General features: G+C 64.2%; 12 protein-coding genes. 7 read left to right on the top strand and 5 right to left on the bottom strand.

Features of this window, described 5'->3' with window-relative positions; translation table 11 throughout:
- The first annotated feature begins 30 nt into the window (after positions 1-30).
- The 3 genes from AC1DSD_RS07910 to AC1DSD_RS07900 all read left to right on the top strand — a co-directional run bounded on the left by AC1DSD_RS07910 (position 31) and on the right by AC1DSD_RS07900 (position 6,346).
- Positions 31-2,715: a TonB-dependent receptor domain-containing protein gene (locus tag AC1DSD_RS07910; RefSeq protein ID WP_478029385.1), complete on the top strand. Its 2,685-nt coding sequence runs from the start codon at positions 31-33 to the stop codon at positions 2,713-2,715.
- A 67-nt stretch (positions 2,716-2,782) separates the two neighbouring features.
- Positions 2,783-4,825 (top strand): glucosidase family protein, encoded by a 2,043-nt coding sequence (locus tag AC1DSD_RS07905; RefSeq protein ID WP_478029384.1) that lies wholly within the window; start codon positions 2,783-2,785, stop codon positions 4,823-4,825.
- 21 nt (positions 4,826-4,846) lie between these two features.
- Positions 4,847-6,346, top strand: a complete 1,500-nt coding sequence (locus tag AC1DSD_RS07900; RefSeq protein WP_478029546.1) for a tryptophan halogenase family protein — start codon at positions 4,847-4,849, stop codon at positions 6,344-6,346.
- Positions 6,347-6,388: 42 nt separating this feature from the next.
- Here AC1DSD_RS07900 and AC1DSD_RS07895 read toward each other — a convergent pair whose 3' ends face one another.
- Positions 6,389-7,576 (bottom strand): acetyl-CoA C-acyltransferase, encoded by a 1,188-nt coding sequence (locus AC1DSD_RS07895; protein WP_478029383.1) that lies wholly within the window; start codon positions 7,574-7,576, stop codon positions 6,389-6,391.
- A gap of 115 nt (positions 7,577-7,691) precedes the next feature.
- On the opposite strand from AC1DSD_RS07895, the gene AC1DSD_RS07890 reads away from it, so the two are divergent.
- The 4 genes from AC1DSD_RS07890 to AC1DSD_RS07875 all read left to right on the top strand — a co-directional run bounded on the left by AC1DSD_RS07890 (position 7,692) and on the right by AC1DSD_RS07875 (position 11,387).
- The gene (locus AC1DSD_RS07890) at positions 7,692-7,946 is read left to right on the top strand and encodes a hypothetical protein (RefSeq protein ID WP_478029382.1); all 255 of its coding nucleotides are present in this window, start codon (positions 7,692-7,694) and stop codon (positions 7,944-7,946) included.
- A 50-nt stretch (positions 7,947-7,996) separates the two neighbouring features.
- Positions 7,997-8,491 (top strand): hypothetical protein, encoded by a 495-nt coding sequence (locus tag AC1DSD_RS07885; protein ID WP_478029381.1) that lies wholly within the window; start codon positions 7,997-7,999, stop codon positions 8,489-8,491.
- A 22-nt stretch (positions 8,492-8,513) separates the two neighbouring features.
- Positions 8,514-9,926: a coniferyl aldehyde dehydrogenase gene (locus AC1DSD_RS07880; RefSeq protein WP_478029380.1), complete on the top strand. Its 1,413-nt coding sequence runs from the start codon at positions 8,514-8,516 to the stop codon at positions 9,924-9,926.
- Between the two features lie 432 nt (positions 9,927-10,358).
- Entirely contained in the window at positions 10,359-11,387 is a 1,029-nt protein-coding gene (locus AC1DSD_RS07875) for a hypothetical protein (protein ID WP_478029379.1), read from the top strand.
- 85 nt (positions 11,388-11,472) lie between these two features.
- Here AC1DSD_RS07875 and AC1DSD_RS07870 read toward each other — a convergent pair whose 3' ends face one another.
- The 4 genes from AC1DSD_RS07870 to AC1DSD_RS07855 form a co-directional block, all read right to left on the bottom strand.
- Positions 11,473-13,992, bottom strand: a complete 2,520-nt coding sequence (locus AC1DSD_RS07870; RefSeq protein WP_478029378.1) for a TonB-dependent receptor — start codon at positions 13,990-13,992, stop codon at positions 11,473-11,475.
- 210 nt (positions 13,993-14,202) lie between these two features.
- Positions 14,203-16,206 carry a hybrid sensor histidine kinase/response regulator gene (locus tag AC1DSD_RS07865; RefSeq protein WP_478029377.1) on the bottom strand — a complete coding sequence of 668 codons (2,004 nt, stop codon included), beginning with the start codon at positions 16,204-16,206 and terminating at the stop codon, positions 14,203-14,205.
- Between the two features lie 96 nt (positions 16,207-16,302).
- Entirely contained in the window at positions 16,303-17,511 is a 1,209-nt protein-coding gene (locus AC1DSD_RS07860) for an RNA polymerase sigma factor (protein WP_478029376.1), read from the bottom strand.
- Positions 17,511-17,864, bottom strand: coding sequence for a YciI family protein (locus AC1DSD_RS07855; RefSeq protein WP_478029375.1), 354 nt, complete (start codon positions 17,862-17,864; stop codon positions 17,511-17,513). The genes AC1DSD_RS07860 and AC1DSD_RS07855 overlap by 1 nt, the downstream gene beginning before the upstream one ends.
- Positions 17,865-17,958: the final 94 nt, after the last annotated feature.

Below are 17,958 nucleotides of genomic sequence, written 5' to 3'. Positions count from 1 at the left end.
TTAACAGCGTAATGCGTAAGGGAGGATGTCATGTCTGGAGTATTCAATCGCCTCGTGCCGGCGTCCGTAACGGCTGAGCCGCGCGAAACGACGGGCAGCGGGCGCCTCCGACTCGGGCTCAAGGCCGCGCTGCTGGTCGGTTCGGCCGTCCTCCCGGCAACCGGCGCGATGGCGCAGCAGACGCCGCCGCAAACGCCGGATGCCACCCAACCGGCAGCGCAATCGGCCGAGCCGACCACGGCCCCTAACACCGACGCGCAGTCGGACGGCCAGACGCTCAACGACATCGTCGTGGTCGGCAACACGTCGGGCAAGCGCACCTTGTTCAACTCGTCGTCGGACGTCACCTTGGCCAATGCCGCCGACATCCAACGCAAGGCGCCGCGCTCGACCGCCGAAGCGCTCGAACTCGTGCCGGGCATCTTCGTCGAGGGAACCGCCGGTGCGGTCTCCAACAATTATTCGGTGCGCGGTCTGCGCGGCGGTGCCCAGACGTTCATCCAGCTCGAAGAAGACGGCATGCCGATCATCTATGGCGGTGGCGGCGCCGACGAATATTTTCAGAACGACATCACAATCGATCGGCTCGAGGCGGTCGAAGGCGGCACGTCGGGCGTGCTGGCGGTCAATGGCGCCGCGGCGACGATCAACTTCATCTCGCTCAAGCCGAGCTACGATCGCGCCACCGCGATGGCGCGGTTCACCGGCACCAGCTATGGCGAATTGCGCACCGACGGGTATTTTTCGGCGCCGATTACCGACAATGTCGCTTTCTCGGTCGGCGGTTATGTGACGTCGAACCCCGGATTCCGCCGCTCCGACTTCGATTATACGACCTACCATTTCAAGGCGATGCTGGAGACCAAGTTCGCCGGCGGCGGCTTCCTGCGCTTCACCTTCAAGAAGGGCGACCAGCACGACGCTTATTACGCCGACATGCCGTTCACCTCGAACGGCGGCAAGATCGGTGACGTCCCGGGGCTCAACGGGCTGCGCGACAATATCGCGGGCCGCGCGTTTGGCCAGATCCTGGTGCCCGATTCGTGCGCGACCGGCACGTGCCTCCGGCCGTTCAGCCTGAGCGACGGTATCCACACCCAGACGACGCAATATCGCATCGATCTCGAAAAGCCGATCACCGACAAGATCAGCGTCTTCGCCCGCGCGCGCTATCTGAAGTCGTCGTTCGACTTTAACGGCATCTTCCCCGGATCGAACGGGCAGCCGCCGGCCTCGGCGGTCACGTATCTGACGCAGGGCATCTCTCCGCTCGACCAGCCGGTGCGCGACGCCCAAGGCAATATTATTCAGCCGGGCTTTCTGACTCGTGGCGCGATGGCCTTCCCCGGAACGACGAGCTTCGGCATCCGCAACGTGGTGACGGGGCAGGTTATCCCGGTCAGCGATACCGCGACGCTCAACGCGCTCAACGGTAACGGTTTGCTGCAGCAGACGGTGCTCAACCACCAACGGCTCGACAGCAAGGATTTCGGCAGCGACTTCGGCGTGAAGTTCGACTTTGGCAGCGGCGCGATCGACAATTCGCTGACGATCGGCGGCATGTATTACAACGTCACCAAATATAACGATCAGTCCGCGACCGCGTCGCTGATCAACGACGTGACCAACGGCTCGAACATCTACGACGTGGTTGCGCTCAACGCCCAGAACAATGTCATCGGTCAGCTGACCAACAACGGCATGGTCAGCTATGGCGACTGGGGCCAGGGCATCTTCAAGGACAAGCTCGAATCGATTTCAGGCTATTTCAACGATGAGCTGAAGATCGGCGACAATCTCCATATCGACTTTGGCGCGCGCTACGAGCACGTCCACGACCGCGTCGATATGGGCAATTCCTACGCGGTCAATCCGCCGGTGCCCGCGGGCACGCCGGGGATCATTCCTACACTTGGGCAGTCGTTCAACGGCACCTATACGCGCCAGGAAGGCAGCTACGATCACCTCGCGGCGACGGCGGGCATCAACTACACGCTGACGCGCAATTTCTCGGTCTATGCCCGCTATGCCCGCGGATTTCAGACCAGTGCCGGCGACAATGGCGGTATCCATCAGCCTGCCAACCTGACCCTGTACGAGGCCGGAGTTCGCTTCCAGTCACGCATGCTGGTCGGCTCGCTGGTCGCGTTCAAGACCGAGTTCCGCAACCAGGGCTATACGTTCCTCGACCCCAGCGACCCGACCAAGGTGTCCAACGCGACCGCCGACGACAATATCAAGGGTATCCAGCTCGATTTCGACCTCAAGCCGGTCGACTTCTTCAAGCTGTCGCTGTCGGGCGTGTATCAGGATCCCAAGCTGCAGAATTTGCGCTTCGACGGCACCGCGCAGCCGCAATATGAAGGGAATACGCCCGAGCGCACGCCCAAGAAATTGCTGACCGTCACGCCGCAATTCATCCTGCCGGGCGGGCTGGGCGAGATTTACGGCCGATACAAATATATCGGCAAGATCTACGCCGATGCCGGCAACGGCGTCGCGCTGCCCGCTTATGGCGTGTTCAGCGTTGGCGGCTCGATCAACCTGTCGTCCAAGATCAACCTGAACGTCAGCGTCGACAATCTGACCAATGTACGCGGCTATACCGAGGGCAATCCGCGCCAGGGCCAGACGCAGTCGATCGTCAACGGCTATTTCTATGGCCGCGGTATCGTCGGGCGCAACGTTCTCGCCAGCATCACGGCGAAATTCTGATAGGAAAAGGGATCGCGCCGGCCCGGGGCGCTCCCGGGCTGGCGTGATGTTGCACGAAGGACAGGGGATGCGGCTACGATCGATTCTGCTCCTGGCGCTGGCCTGTGGCACCGCGCTCGGCGCCCGAACGATGCCCCGCGCGAATCCCGCTTTCGTCCAGAAGGAAGGGCTGAATCTCAACAGCTTCGTGCGCAAAGGACCGGTCGCCGCGCATATCGTGTTGCGCTCGGGGAGCGATCCGCGCCTGATCGTCGCCTTTCCCGCCGGGAATAGCGGCGTCGGCCTGTGGTTCGATCCTGTCCAGGGTAAGCCGCAATGGACGATGATGGCGCCGGCCACGCCACTGACAATGCCGGATGCTAAGGGACGGCCGCTCCACGGCGTTTCCTTCACGGCCCGGATCGCGACGCCGCGCCTCACAGCCAAGCAGGCGGTATTGTCGAGCGTGCGAGTGCTGCGCGATTATCAGGCGCTGGGCACTGCGCCGGCCGAAATACTTACGCGCGTGACGGTAAGTGGCGACATGTTGACCTGGGCCCGCGATCGGCTCGATGGAGCGCCCGGCTATCGTTTGAGCGTCCGCGTCGTGCGTGGCCGATTGGACGGACGGAGCATCGTCGCCGAAGCGGATGGCCGGATAACGCTCGCGATCACCGCTTTGTCCGGCGAGACGCCGCTGGCCCCGGTGCCGATCGCCGGCCTGCTCACCCCGCAGGCCAATCCCGACGCCGGGGCGCGTCGCGCGCTGGAATTCCTGAGCTATCGCGAGAAGTTCCTCGCCGGGTCGTGGCGCTTCAACACCTATTTCGGGCGCGACACCCTGATGTCGGTGCGGCTGCTGATGCCCGTGCTGCAACCCGCCGCGGTCGAGACGGGCCTGAGTTCGGTGCTCGAACGGTTGTCCGACAAAGGACAAGTCGCGCACGAGGAGGATATCGGCGAGTTCGCGATCCTCGATCATCTAAAGGTCGACGGCAGCAAGTCGGGCGCGCCGACCTATAATTACAACATGATCGACGGCGACTTCATGCTCGCGCCGGTCGCGCGCGCCTGGCTGGTCGACGATCCGCGCGGGCGGGCCCGGGCCACCGCCTTCCTGACGCAGCGGCACGGCAAGGAGCGCGCCGGCGATGCGCTGATGCGCAACCTGCGCTACGTCCTGCGCCGCGCGCGGCCCTTCGCGGAAAACCCCGCGCCGACCAATCTGATATCGCTCAATCCGGGCATGGACGCCGGCGAGTGGCGCGACAGCAATGACGGGCTGGGGGGCGGTCGCTTTCCCTATGACGTCAACGCGATCTTCGTGCCCGCGGCGCTGGATGCGGCGGCAGCGATGGACCGCGCCGGCCTGCTCGCACCCTATATGACGTCCGATGACCGCGCGGCGTTCGCCAGGCTGCCGGAGATCGAGGCGACCTGGCGAGCTCGCTCGCCGGGGCTGTTCGCGATGACTATCCCGGCCCCGCGTGCCCGCGCCGCGATCGCGGCCTATGCCGCGCAAGCCGGCGTGCCCGCCACGGCGGCGCTGCAGGCGGTTGGACAGGCCGGTTTGCGCTTCAACGCGATCGCGCTCGACGCGCAGGGCGCGCCCGTTCCGATCGAGAATTCGGACGAGGGTTTTGCCTTGTTGTTCGGCAGTCCCGACGATGCTGCGCTGACGACAGCGGCGGACGTGATCGGCAAGCCGTTCCCGGCGGGGTTGATGACCGGGGCCGGCATGCTGGTCGCCAATCCTGCCTTCGCGCCAGGCTCGCTCGCCGCCAAATTCGGCCCCAATGCCTATCACGGCACCGTGATCTGGTCGTGGCAACAGGCGCTCGCTGCCGCCGGGCTCGAGCGTCAATTGGCGCGGAGCGACGTGTCGCCCGCGGTCCGCGCGAAGCTCAGAGCGACGCAGCAATGCTTGTGGCGCGCCATCGCCGCCACCCGCCAAGTCCAGAGCTCCGAACTATGGTCGTGGCGCTTTGGCGGCGGCCGGTACGAGGTCGCCGCGTTCGGCGCGAGCGGGCGCGACGTCGACGAATCCAACGCGGCGCAATTGTGGAGCACGGTCTATCTAGCGCTCAAGCGCCCCGAGCCTGATGGCCGCGCGGCCTGTCCAGGCAATTGAGGCTTGGCTAGAGTCGCTGACATGGACGAGGCCGGCATCAAGCATATCGTCATCCTGGGTGGCGGCACCGCCGGCTGGATGACGGCCGCGGCATTGAGCCGCGCGCTACAGGGATCGGGCCGCACCATCACTCTGATCGAATCCGAAGAGATCGGGACGATCGGCGTGGGCGAGGCGACGATCCCGACGATCCACTGGTTCAACCAGATCGTCGGGCTCGACGAAGCCGAGTTCATTCGCGAGACCAAGGCGACCTACAAGCTCGGCATTCAGTTCACCGGCTGGAGCGGCGACAGCAGCACCTATCTCCATCCGTTCGGCACCTTCGGCCCACCCGGCGACGGAGTGATGTTCCTTCACCGACTGATCCGCGCATGGCTGGGTGGGATGGCGGCGGCGACCGAGGATTTCTCGCTGACGGCGCAAGCTGCGCGCGCAGGCAGGTTCGCGACGCCGGTCGGCGATCCGCGATCGCTGCGCTCGACCCTGGGCTATGCCTACCATTTCGACGCCGGACTCTATGCGCGCTATCTGCGCCGCCATGCCGAGGCACGCGGCGTCGCGCGGGTCGAAGGTAAGGTCGCACGGGTCGACCAGGATCCAGAAAGCGGCTGCATCACCCGCCTTGTCACCGAGCGTGGAGACGAAGTGGTCGGCGAACTCTTCATCGACTGTTCGGGGCTGCGCGGACTGCTGATCGAACAGACTTTGGGCGCGGGGTTCGAGGATTGGAGCGCCTGGCTGCCCTGCGATCGCGCCTGGGCGGCGCCCAGCGCTGTTGAGACCGAAGTCATCCCCTATACGCGCGCCACCGCCGCGGAAGCGGGCTGGCGCTGGCGCATCCCGCTCCAGCACCGCACCGGCAATGGCTATGTCTATTCGAGCCGGTTCCAGGAGGATGACGCCGCGCGCCAATCGCTGCTCGATGCGCTGGGCGAGGAGCCGATCGCCGAGCCGCGCTTGATCCGCTTCCTGCCAGGCAAGCGCAAGCGCTGCTGGGTCAAGAACGTGGTTGCGATCGGCCTGTCGAGTGGGTTCCTCGAACCGCTTGAATCGACCAGCATCCACCTGATCCAGAGCGGCATCGCCAAGCTGCTCGCTTTGTTTCCGCGCCGCGGCGACGACGCGTTGGTCGCTGAACAATTCGACCGCGTATTCGGGCAGGAAATGCTCGACGTCCGCGACTTCCTGGTGCTGCATTACAAGATGACGGGGGGTCGTGACGAGCCACTGTGGCGCTATTGCCAGGACATGCCGATCCCCGACACGCTTGCGTATCGCATCGATCAGTTCCGGGCGTCGGGTCGGCTGGTTCTGTCGACCGATGAATTGTTCCGCGACGCCAGCTGGTTCGCGGTGATGGACGGGCAGGGAATCCGGCCGGCCGACTATAACCCGATGATCGAAACGATGAGCGAGGCCGACAATCGGCGTCATGTCGAGGCGGTGCGCGCGGCGATCGTCCTGGCGGTGGCGCAATTGCCGATGCTGCCGCTGCCGTTTGATATGGGCAAGGCCTGACGCAGTCATGCGCGGCGGCCACTATGACCGCCGCGTGGCCGGTCAGTCGATCAGTTCGACCGCCACCGCCGTGGCTTCGCCACCGCCGATGCACAACGACGCCATCCCGCGCTTGAGACCGCGCGTTTGAAGCGCTGACACCAGCGTCGTCAGGATGCGAGCGCCGCTCGCGCCGATCGGATGACCGAGCGCGCAGGCGCCGCCATTGACGTTGATCTTGTCGTGCGGGATGCCGAGGTCGTGCATCGCGATCATCGCGACGATGGCGAACGCCTCGTTGACCTCGAACAGGTCGACATCCGCGACGGTCCAGCCGGCCTTGTCGAGCGCCTTCTGCATCGCTGCGACGGGAGCGGTGGTGAACTTGGCCGGGGCGTGGGCATGCGCGGCTTGCGCCACGATCCGAGCCACGGGTTTCTTGCCGAGCTTGCCGGCGACCGAGGCGCGCGTCAGCACCAAGGCGGCGGCGCCGTCGGAGATCGACGAGGCGTTGGCCGCGGTGATCGTGCCGTCCTTGGCGAAGGCGGGTTTGAGCGTCGGGATTTTCGACGCATCGCCCTTGGCCGGCTGTTCGTCGAGCGTGACGGTGTCGGTGCCCTTGCGGCCGACCACTTCGACCGCGACGATTTCACGCTCGAACGCGCCCGATTTCTGCGCGGCCTGCGCGCGCTCGAGGCTGGCGATCGCGTAATCGTCCTGCGCGGCGCGGGTGAACTGATATTCCTGCGCGGTTTCCTCGGCAAAGGCGCCCATCAGCTTGCCGGGCTCATACGCGTCCTCGAGCCCATCGAGATACATGTGGTCCTTGAGCACGTCGTGCCCGATCCGCGCGCCGCCACGATGGCGCAGCGAGAGGTACGGCGCGTTGGTCATGCTCTCCATGCCGCCCACGACGATGAGGTCGACCGAGCCGGCGGCGAGCGCCTCGCTACCCATGATCGTCGCCTGCATGCCCGACCCGCACATCTTGTTGACCGTTGTCGCCTCGACATGATCGCCCAGACCGGCGTTAATCGCTGCCTGGCGCGCGGGCGCCTGGCCGAGCCCGGCAGGCAGTACGCAGCCCATATAGATGCGCTCGATCTGCTTGGGGTCGACGCCGGCGCGGTCGACCGCACCCTTGACCGCGGTCGCGCCGAGTTGGGTCGCGCTTGCACCGGTCAGCGTCCCCTGAAAGCTCCCCATCGGGGTGCGGGCATAGGACAGGATGACGATGGGATCGGCGGTCATGAGAAACTCCGGAAAGGATGCTGGGCGCGATCTAGGCTCGGGCGGCGGCGAATTCAAATTGCGCGGCTTGCTTTGCGGCAATTCGGCGATGCCGTTCGTTCGCTAAGAGATGATGATGGAAACGCTGACCACGGTGCTCAAATGGACTGCTTCCGGCAGCGGGATCATCGCAGCGTTGATGGTGTCGCTCGATTCGGGGCGGCGGGTGACCGGCTGGGGGTTCGTGATCTTCGTCGGGTCCGCCCTCTGCTGGATCGCCGGCGCGGTGCTGGCGCGCGACGGGGCGCTGGGCACGCAGAATGGCGTGCTGCTCGGGATCAACGCGTTCGGCGTCTATCGCTATCTGATCCGCAAGAAGGCGCCCAGCTGATCCCCGCTTACCCTTAACGTCAACGCGTGATAGCAAGCACGGCGATGAGGATGTTGCCGCTCGCTCTGTTGTTGATTGCCGCGCCCGCGCCGGGGCAGGACGCGCCGCCGATCAAAACACTTCCAGTAGCGCCGCCCGCACCGCAGGTTATCGATCCGCTGGTGTCTTCGGTCGATGGACTGCCGATCAGCGCGCTGCCCGCGCAGCGATTGCCGGCCAAAGGCTGTGCGGCATTTCTGTGGACGCGGACGCCGAGCATGGCGCTGGTGGCGATGGCAACCACCGATCCCGCGGCGTTGCGGGTAACGATCGACGGCAAGGTGGCGGATCTTGCGATCAGCGCGCAGAACGGAATCGGCGGCCTCGGTTACTCGCAGATCACCGAATATAAGGGCGGCGGCGCGACGGCGACCTTGCAAGTCGCTGTGAAGACCGACGCCAGTGCGCCGAAAAGCGGGTCGATTTCCGATGCGACGCTCCGCATCGACCGCACGGGCCAAGCCAGCGTCATCATACCGGTCGCCGGGGCGATCGGCTGCGCCTGAACAATCGGAGAGGAACGAAGCGATGACGATGCACGACATCCTGGCGGCGCAGCGCGCGGCGTTCATGGCCGAATTGCCGGTCAGCCTCAGTGTGCGCAAGGATCGCTTGAAGCGCGCCGCCGCGATGATCGCCGACAATGCCGACCGTTTGTGCGATGCACTGAGTGAGGATTTCGGGCATCGCAGCCGGGAGCAGTCGATGCTGACAGACATTGCCGCTTCGGTCGCGCCGCTCAAACATGCGCTGAAGCACGTGGGCAGCTGGTCGCGCCCAGAGCGCCGGCCGGTGACCGCACCGCTCGGGCTGCTCGGCGCCAAGGGCTGGATCGAATTCCAGCCCAAGGGCGTGGTCGGCGTGATCTCGCCGTGGAATTTTCCGGTCAACCTGATCATGGCGCCGCTGGCCGGCGTCTTCGCGGCGGGCAATCGCGCGATGGTCAAGACCAGCGAGTTCACGCCGCGCGTCGCCGCCTTGTTCGAGGAAATCTGCCCCAGCTATTTCGCCGCGGACGAGCTCGCCTTCGTGTCGGGTGGGCCGGAGGTCGGCAAGGAGTTTTCGGGGCTGACGTTCGATCACCTGATCTTCACCGGCGCCACCGGGATCGGCCGGCACATCCTCCACGCCGCGGCAGACAATCTGACGCCGGTGACGCTCGAACTCGGCGGCAAGTCGCCGGTGATCTTCGGGCGCTCGGCCGACGTCAAACGGGGCACCGAACGCGTCGCGATCGGCAAGATGCTCAACGCCGGTCAGATCTGCCTGGCGCCCGATTACATGCTGGTGCCCGCGGATCAGGAACAAGCGGTGGTCGATGGCCTGAAGCAATCGGTGTCGGCGATGTACCCGACCTTGCTCGCCAATCCCGACTACACCTCGATCATCAACGATCGCCATCACCAGCGGCTGCAGGACTGGCTGGAGGATGCCCGCGCGAAGGGCGCGACGATCGAGACGGTCAATCCGGCGAACGAGGATTTCGCCGCGTCGAACAGCCGCAAGATGCCGCTCCACATCGTCCGCGACGCCACCGACGACATGACGGTGATGCAGGAAGAGATTTTCGGGCCGATCCTGCCGGTGCGGCGCTATGACGATATCGATGCCGCGATCGCCCAGGTGAACCGGCGCGACAGGCCGCTGGGGCTCTATTATTTCGGCAGCGATGACAGGGAGCGCCGCCGCGTGCTGGATCGCACGATCTCGGGCGGCGTGACCTTGGACGACGTGATCTTCCACATCTCCAACGAGGAGTTGCCGTTTGGCGGCATCGGCCCGTCGGGGATGGGTGCGTATCACGGGCATGACGGGTTCAGGACGTTCAGCCACGCCAAGGCGGTGTACCGCCAGTCGCGCTTCGATATCGCCAAGCTCGCTGGCCTCAAGCCGCCATATGGCAAGGCGACGATGGCCTCTGCCAGGCGGCAGATGAAATAGGCCGGACAAAACAGGGGCCGCCCGAAGGCGGCCCCAAGTGATGCTGCTGTTTGCCAAAGCAGTGCGGCCGATATGGTCGGAAACCTAACGATTCGCAATCCGCTGACGCGTTTGCTCATACCCATTTCGAGCTTAGGACATAGCTTATGCCGCTCTGAAGATCGGTATATTCGGCGGAAGGGAGTGTCTGGAAGAAAAGAAGAAGTTCTAATGCTGAAGACAGAAAGAGCTAATTTTGATTAATATAACCAAAGTTATACTTGAATAACATCTTATATCTTTGGTGTCGTATTAGGCCATATTTTTACCATAAAGACGTAAACGTCCTATTTACTATAGCTACTACTACCTACAAAATTCCCACAGATCCCGATTGAACAGCGAGTCGTCGACGGGAGATGATGAATTCGCGGAATAAATTAGGAGTAGACCATGATCTCGACCTTTCGAGCCTCTGCGAGTGCGATTGTCGCGCTCGCAGTCTCCGTCGCCCCGATTCCGGCATTCGCCGCGGTCACCCTTGTCGATCCGACGCCGGCAGCCGATCCCGGGCAGGTTGTTCTTCCCGGAATGCAGGCGACCTGTGACGCGGCGGCATTGGTGCACGACACCGATGGTGCGGGCGGCGACATCTGGACCGGCCAAGTGGTCCTCGGCCCAGTAACGCTGGCGGCTGGACCTGTCGAAACCGGCACCCATTCGATTACCGACGCAATTCCCGGCACCCTGGTCGGCGCCGGTACCTTTACCCCGGCGCATGTCGAAATTCTTGGCGACCCGTATCGCAACGGCGGCAGCGTCAACATGTTCGGGATCAAGCAGGCCGTCGGGGGCCATTACAGCGCCAGCACCTATGATTTCATGGGAACGTTCAAGACGACGTACGCCCATGCGTTCAGCTGCGACATCCTCAAGGCGGTCTATCATCCCGCCGTGGACATTTACCATCCGGCGGTCGGCATCTACGTCATCAACGGTGACTTCGGCGATTCCGAGGATGCGGTTCGGGGCAATTGCGCCGCCTTCACCGCACAAGGCTCGGATCCGCTGAACCTCCCGAGCTGGTGGGGCGACCCGTTCCATGGCGGCAGCGACGCCAATCCGCACTGCAAGTTCCAGGGCACCGCCGCTTACACCGAACACCATGATGCCTATAACGATCCGGCGACGTTGCAGGGCAACGAAGCGCAGACTACGGTCAACGTCGACCAGACCAATGCGCTCCGCGCCCACGAGGATGCTGGCGAAGGCTTCGACACCAGTGCGACGCTGATCATCGGTCAGGTCGTGGTCTGCATCTCGCCGAGCAAGACCGGGACGAAGCTGCCGGGTGCCTGGGCCAAGCAGAACGGCTATACCGGCGACAAGTGCACGACTGTCTGGTACAATGGTGGTGCGACTGTCGGCGTCCCGAACCTCAATGACGGCAGCCACAATTGGGTCACGGTTCCGGTGATCTGATTTGCCAGCTAGCTGAACTTCAAAAAGCCTCGCCAGCTGACACTGGCGGGGCTTTTGATTCCCGGCGGCGGTGAGCTGCGCCGGCTCAAAATGCCTTGCGAAGGCCGATCGTGATCGCGCGCCCGAGCGGGTTCAGCAGATAGGGCTGATATCGTGTCGGCGTCAGTCCGTTGCCGTCACGAACCCGTTGCTTGGAATCCAGCAGATTGGTGACCGACAACGACAAGCGCGCTCCTTTCAACACGCTGCTGCCCCGTGCCAGGGTGCCAAGATCAGCGAAAAGCCGCATATCGACGCTGGTCTGCGCCGAAAAAAAGAGGTCGCTTGGCGAGGGCGTATCGGCGGATTTGATCAGCGTTGCGCTGCGCCAGATGCCGGAAAGCTGCATCCCCACACCCCGAGCCGCGAGGTTGGCCGAAACCCGGACGGTGTGCCGAGCCAAGCCCCCGCCATATCCAGTCGCGCCCCCGGCCAGCAGGTCGACCTCGGGCAGGCCAAGCTGGGCCCGACGCACGCTGCGGAGGATCCAATTGTGCTCGATACTGAAATTGAAGCGTGGTCGGCCGTCGAACGAAAAAGCTCCGTCGGGATCGCTCCCCGGGCCAGCCGCGCGTTTCCGGCTCGGCTTTCCGAGCGAACCGTGAAAGTCGATCCGCGAGTGCAACTGGTCGCTATTGTCGTACGCAAAGGCGACCGGCCGGCTGTCGACCAGCGTCAGAACGCCGTTGGCGTCGCGCACGAAGCGATCGGGAAATGCCGCCTGGACCTGCGCGTTGACAGGGGGGAGTGTCGACTGAAGATTGGTGGTTCGCCGCCTGGAATATTCGGTGGACAGGATGAGATTCGCGTTACTGAACGGCAGATAAGTGGCCCCGACCGACCAGATTCTCCGCCTGGCGACGGGCAGGTTGGGATTACCCCCGGTAATATAGCGGACCTGGACCGTCTGTCCGGTGACAAAGTCGAAAATACGATAATTATCGTAGACGATCTGCGGGTCGCTGAGCGTCTGGGCCGAAGGCGCTTGCCGCTGCAGGTCGAACGAGCCGCGGACATTCAGTGACCTGGCCGGTTGCCACGCCAGGCCGGCGCCGAAATCCTCGACCGTCCCGATCCGGTTGAGCCTGCGGATCGCTCCATTGAGGTCGAGCTCCAAATTGCCGATCGGCGACTTGTCGCCGAGGAGGGGAACCTGAAGGTTGCCCGAAAGTGCCGCTTCGTTTTGCGTGAACCTCGTCATGTTCGGCACCGACAGGAATTCCCACCGCCCATTGAGTCGGTCGGTCCGCACCGTCGCCGTCACCGCGGCGCGCATCGCGCCCGCCGGCAGTTTCAACACCCGACCGGAAAGCGTCGCCCGCAACGACGCATTGTCGCTGCGCGAACGCGAAAAATTGTAGCGGAGCGCCGTCAGGTCGGCGGGTAGCGCTCCGAACGGGTTCACCGTCCCGGCGCTGATCGCGGCCTGGAGCAGGGTCGCATCGAAGGCTGCCTGGCTGTCGGTCCTGGCGGCCAGGTGTTGCCAATTCCCGGCAACGCGCAGGTTCCAGTTCCCGACCGGCGTCGTGAAATCGCCGCCAAGCTCGAGATTGGCGTTGTGCCCCTGCTGGCGCAGCGCATCGCCGACGTATCGAGCGATCCTGACATCGCGCGTGAACGGCGAAAATGGGGTACCGGCCGGCAGCAATAGCGACACGCCGGCAAGGCCCGACTGCGAGTCCGTGCTCACCCATTCCGCGCGCGCATTGAGCGAGAGCGCTGTCTTGCCCCATTGCCGCGCAATGTTGCCGTTCACCGAGAAGGTGCGCTTGCCAGCAGTAAGCGTGCGAAAATCACGAACATCGGTAAAATTGGGTTTGTTGGCATTGGCTGCCAACGCACCCAATGTCGGCGCCGCATTGCCTGCTGGAACCGGTGCGACAGCGACCATTTGTCCCGCGAGCGCGCTCAACGCCGGGTCGATCTCCGCGCCAAAGATCGTAGAGGCGAAAATATTGCCGCGTGTATCATAGGGTGCCGTCAGCGGCTCGCTGACGATGTTGCGGTCGCTTTCGAGCAGCGGGTCGACCCGCTCGGCGCGTAGGACCAGGCTGTCGCGATTGCCGTCCTTCAGCCGCAACAAGTTGATCTCGCCCTTGTAATTTCGTCCCGCACCAGCGGTTGCGAACGTGCCTTCGGCGTTTCCGGTGAGTTGTCGGTGGTTATTCTTGAGCACCACATTGATCACCCGCCGGGTTGGGCGTTCACCCAGCCGACCGGCAACACGTTGCGGTAATACCTGGATCTTGCGGATCGCTTCGGTCGGAAGGTCGTTCACCGTGTTCAGCCCGGTGGTTTCCCGACCATTGATCAGGATCACCGGGCCTTCACCTGACGAATCGGCCGCGCCGCCCACGTCATCGAGTAGGTCGCCGACGCTGTTGGCGCCGTATGCGGCAATATCTTCTTCGTTGAGCTCGTTTTCCGGTGCGACACCCGGCAACACGCCCTGTCGGGATGCGTAAATGATGATGTCATCCGCAGTTCCAGGCTGCTGATCCTGAGGACCAGCGGTCTGGTCCGCCTTTTCCGGCTGAAGGGCCGCGAACAGGAATGGCTCGTCCATGGCACGCGCACCTGTCGCACCGGCACAAGCGAAACACAGCACGCAGCTACTATAAAATATGCTCGAAGTTCTCCCCATGAATATTGGTAACATCGAGATTTAGAAAATAACAGGCCAGGGTTTACTACGTAAATCCAAATTCGGGTCTGTTATAACTATCGATATATATTGTCGGATAGTTGCGTCTATTGAGGAAATTGGCTGGCGCTGTCATGCATGGCCAACGACCTCGGCTTTCAAGGCGGGCGCTGGCGCATGATCGGCGCCTGTTCGAGCCTGTCGTTCGACTGCTACCTTGCGGATCGCGGCGGCGAGTTGCGCCTGACCGAACGGCTTGCCGAGTTTGACGATGCTCTGAAATGCCATTTCGGGCAGTTCGCCATAGCCCGATGCCAGGATGATCGGCAGGTCGCCGACCAATTCGTGCGCCTGCTCGATCAATTGCGCGCCGGTCATGCCCGGCATTGCCTGATCGGTGATCAGCAGATCGATCGCCGCTCCCCCGCGGAGCACCGCCAGTGCCTCCGCCGCCGAGCTGGCTTCGATCGCGACATGCCCCATATCCTCGAGCAAGGCGGCGGTGTTCATCAGCACGAGGCTGTCATCGTCCACCACCAGGATGCGGAGGTTGCGCTGTTGGTCGACGATCGCGGCCGGTGCCGTCGGCTCAGGCACGGCTTTATCGCATTCATTCGTAACCGGCAGCCACAGTTCGGCGGTGGTGCCGCGTCCGACGACGCTGTGCAGGGCCAGTCCGCCTTTCATTTGCTCGGCAAGGCCATGGATCATCGACAGGCCCAGCCCGGTGCCCTTGCCGACTCCCTTGGTCGTGAAGAACGGCTCGGTCGCGCGCGCCAGCGTCTCGGCGTCCATGCCGGACCCTGTATCGACGACGGCGAGCTTGACGTAACCCCCGGGATCGAGGCCATCGACCTCCCTGTCGCGCACCGTGACTTCGCTTGCGGCAACCGTGATCGCGCCACCGTCGGGCATTGCATCGCGCGCGTTGACCGCGAGGTTCATCAGCGCCATTTCGAGCTGATTGGCATCGGCGAGCACCGGCGGGAGCGACAGCGGAAATTGCAGCCCGATCGGGTGCGAAGGGCCGAGCGTGCGCTGGAGCAGATCGCTCATGCCGCGGACGAGTCCGGGCACGTCGACCGGCTCCGGATTGAGTTCCTGGCGGCGCGCGAAGGCGAGCATGCGCTGCGTGAGCGCGGCACCGCGTTCGGCGCCTTGCCGGGCATTGTCGATCAGCCGTTGCGCGGAAGCGTCGCCCGAGACGCGCCGTTCGAGGAGCGTCAGGCTGCTGAGGATGGCCATCAGCAAATTGTTGAAATCATGCGCCACACCGCCGGTCAGTTGACCGATCGCTTCCATCTTCTGCGACTGGAACAGCGCCTCGCGCGCGAGGTCGAGCTTGCGCTGGGCATCGTCGCGTTCGGTCACGTCGCGCGTCACCTTCGCGTAACCGATGAGCTCGCCTTTGTCGCCTAGGATAGGGTCGAGCACCACGCTGGCGCGAAACCGGCTGCCGTCCTTGCGAACGCGCCAACCCTCCGCGGCGAAGCGGCCCTGCTCGCGCGCGATCGACAGAGCGCGTTGGGGCTCGCCGGCCAGGCGATCCTCTTCCGTATAGAAGCGCGAGAAATGGGCGCCAATGGCCTCGGCGGGCGTATAGCCCTTGATTCGTTCGGCACCCGAATTCCAGCTGACGATATGGCCTTCGGGATCGAGGCGATAGATCGCATAATCGGTCACGCTCTGGACCAGCAGCCGGAATTGCTCCTCGCTCCGGCGCAAGGACTCCGCGGCGGCCTGGCGTTCGGTCAAGTCTCGGGTGATCTTGGCGAAACCGATCAGCGCGCCGTCCTTCGCCCAGATCGGGTCGATGACGACATGCGCCCAGAAACGTTCGCCATCCTTGCGGATCCGCCAGCCTTCCTGTTCGAACTTGCCTTCGGTGCGGGCTATGGCCAGCGCCCGCGCCGGCAATCCGTCGCTGCGATCTTCCGGCGAATAGAAACGCGAAAAATGCTGGCCGATGATTTCATCGGCGGTGTAGCCTTTGAAGCGTTGCGCGCCCGCATTCCAGTTGGTGACGATCCCGTCTGGGTCGAGCATGTAGATCGCATAGTCGGTGATCGCATCGACCAGCAGGCGGTATCGATCGTTTTCCGACTTCGTGTCGGTGTGACGTAGTTCGCGATCCACTCGGTCCCCTTCGTCGTGCCGTGCCGCTGACACGTTAGCCAGATTCAACCGCGTGGCACGCCAAAGGTTCCGGGTCCCTTCATCGCGAAAGCCGCCTCAATCCAGGCATTCGGACCGGCCGCGCTCGAGCCAGCGGCGCTCCGCGCCTGCCGGTGCGAGGGCGAGAGCGGCGTCATAGGCCCGGCGCGCGGTATCAGCGAGTCCGAGCCGCGCCAACAGGTCGGCGCGCAACGCGTGATAGGGAAGGTAATCAGCCAGGCCGGCGTGGCTGAGCGCGTCGACCTCCTCGAACGCAATCGCCGGTCCACGCACTTCGGCCAATGCTACCGCGCGGTTGAGGCGCGTAACGGGATCGTCACGGCAGGCGAGCAGCGCGTCATAAAGGGTCAGAATCGCGGGCCAGGGCGGCGCATCGGCGAGCGACCCTCTTGCACACCATTCAGCATGGATCAGCGCCTGCACGCCGCGCGCTGGAAGTGGATGCGTCAGGATGCGGGCGAGATAGCGGCGACCTTCGGTGATTAGCGAGGTATCCCACAACATCGGATCCTGTTCGGCGAGTGGCACCATCATGCCATCAGCATCGACCCGTGCCGGCCGGCGCGCTTCGGCGAAGCGGACGGTCGCGGCGAGCGCCTGCACTTCCGGTTCGCTCGGGAGCATCGCCGCGAGTGCCGCCGTGATCCCCAGCATCTCTTCGGCATAACCGGCATGGCGTCCGGTTCCGGCGCCGTCGGCGTGCGCATGGGCATAGGCGACTTCCAGTGTCGACAGCACGGCATCGAGCCGCTCGCTCCAGTGATCGGGGCCGGGCACCTCGAACGGAACGCCAGCATCGGCGATCTTTCGCTTGGCGCGGGTCAGCCGCTGCAGCAACGCGGGTTCGGCGATCAGGAAAGCGCGCGCGATCTCCTGCGCCGACAGGCCGCACACCAGCCTGAGCGTGAGCGCGGCGCGCGCGTCGGGATGGATGGCGGGGTGGCAGCAGACGAAGATCAGCCGCAACCGTTCGTCAGGGATCAGCGGCGCGGCGCTCATCAACTCCTCCACGGTCGGTTCGGGCTCCGGCTCCGGCAGGGCGGTCGCATGGCGTACCGCGCTGCGCCGCAAGCTATCGAGCGCGACACGGGTCGCGACACGATAGAGCCAGCCCGCCGGATTGGCCGGCGGGGCGTCGGCCCAGGCGGAAAGCGCCCGGGCGCACGCCTCCGCCAGCGCTTCCTCGGCAAGGTCGAGGTCGCGGAAGCGGGCGGCGAGCGCGGCAGTGATCCGTCCGCCGTCCGCCCGCAGCACCGCCTCGATCATCACTTGCCCGGCGGGTGGAGCAACGGCCGGATTTCGATCGAGCCGTCGAAGCGGACGGGCACGCGGCGCGCGACCGCGATCGCGTCGTCCAGATTGTCCGCCTCGATCACGTAATAGCCGCCGAGCTGTTCGCGCGTTTCGGCGAAGGGGCCGTCATGGATCGTCTGCTTGCCGTTAACGGTGCGGACCGTGGTCGCAGAGGAGGTCATCGCCAACCCGGCGCCGGTCTTATACTGGTCGCCCAGGTCGCTGACGAGGTCCCAGTGCTTGGCGACGATCGCCTGCATCTCTGGCGTATCGTTCTTGTCGCCATAGACGCTCTCGTCCTCGTAGATCAGGATCATGTAATGCATCTTATATCTCCCGCGACCGCCGGAATGCGATCGTACCGCGGAGACGCGCAAGGGGGAGCGGATTCGACAGGTGCCGGAAAATTTTTCGATTGGC

The sequence above is a fragment of the Sphingomonas sp. P4_D12 genome, from assembly GCF_056401895.1.
This window is presented reverse-complemented; position numbering and strand designations above follow the sequence as displayed.

Coding starts and splice junctions, on each gene's coding strand:
- AC1DSD_RS07910 (WP_478029385.1), top strand. CDS start 31: ATGTCTGGAGTATTCAATCGCCTCGTGCCGGCGTCCGTAACGGCTGAG.
- AC1DSD_RS07905 (WP_478029384.1), top strand. CDS start 2,783: ATGCGGCTACGATCGATTCTGCTCCTGGCGCTGGCCTGTGGCACCGCG.
- AC1DSD_RS07900 (WP_478029546.1), top strand. CDS start 4,847: ATGGACGAGGCCGGCATCAAGCATATCGTCATCCTGGGTGGCGGCACC.
- AC1DSD_RS07895 (WP_478029383.1), bottom strand. CDS start 7,576: ATGACCGCCGATCCCATCGTCATCCTGTCCTATGCCCGCACCCCGATG.
- AC1DSD_RS07890 (WP_478029382.1), top strand. CDS start 7,692: ATGGAAACGCTGACCACGGTGCTCAAATGGACTGCTTCCGGCAGCGGG.
- AC1DSD_RS07885 (WP_478029381.1), top strand. CDS start 7,997: ATGTTGCCGCTCGCTCTGTTGTTGATTGCCGCGCCCGCGCCGGGGCAG.
- AC1DSD_RS07880 (WP_478029380.1), top strand. CDS start 8,514: ATGACGATGCACGACATCCTGGCGGCGCAGCGCGCGGCGTTCATGGCC.
- AC1DSD_RS07875 (WP_478029379.1), top strand. CDS start 10,359: ATGATCTCGACCTTTCGAGCCTCTGCGAGTGCGATTGTCGCGCTCGCA.
- AC1DSD_RS07870 (WP_478029378.1), bottom strand. CDS start 13,992: ATGGACGAGCCATTCCTGTTCGCGGCCCTTCAGCCGGAAAAGGCGGAC.
- AC1DSD_RS07860 (WP_478029376.1), bottom strand. CDS start 17,511: ATGATCGAGGCGGTGCTGCGGGCGGACGGCGGACGGATCACTGCCGCG.
- AC1DSD_RS07855 (WP_478029375.1), bottom strand. CDS start 17,864: ATGCATTACATGATCCTGATCTACGAGGACGAGAGCGTCTATGGCGAC.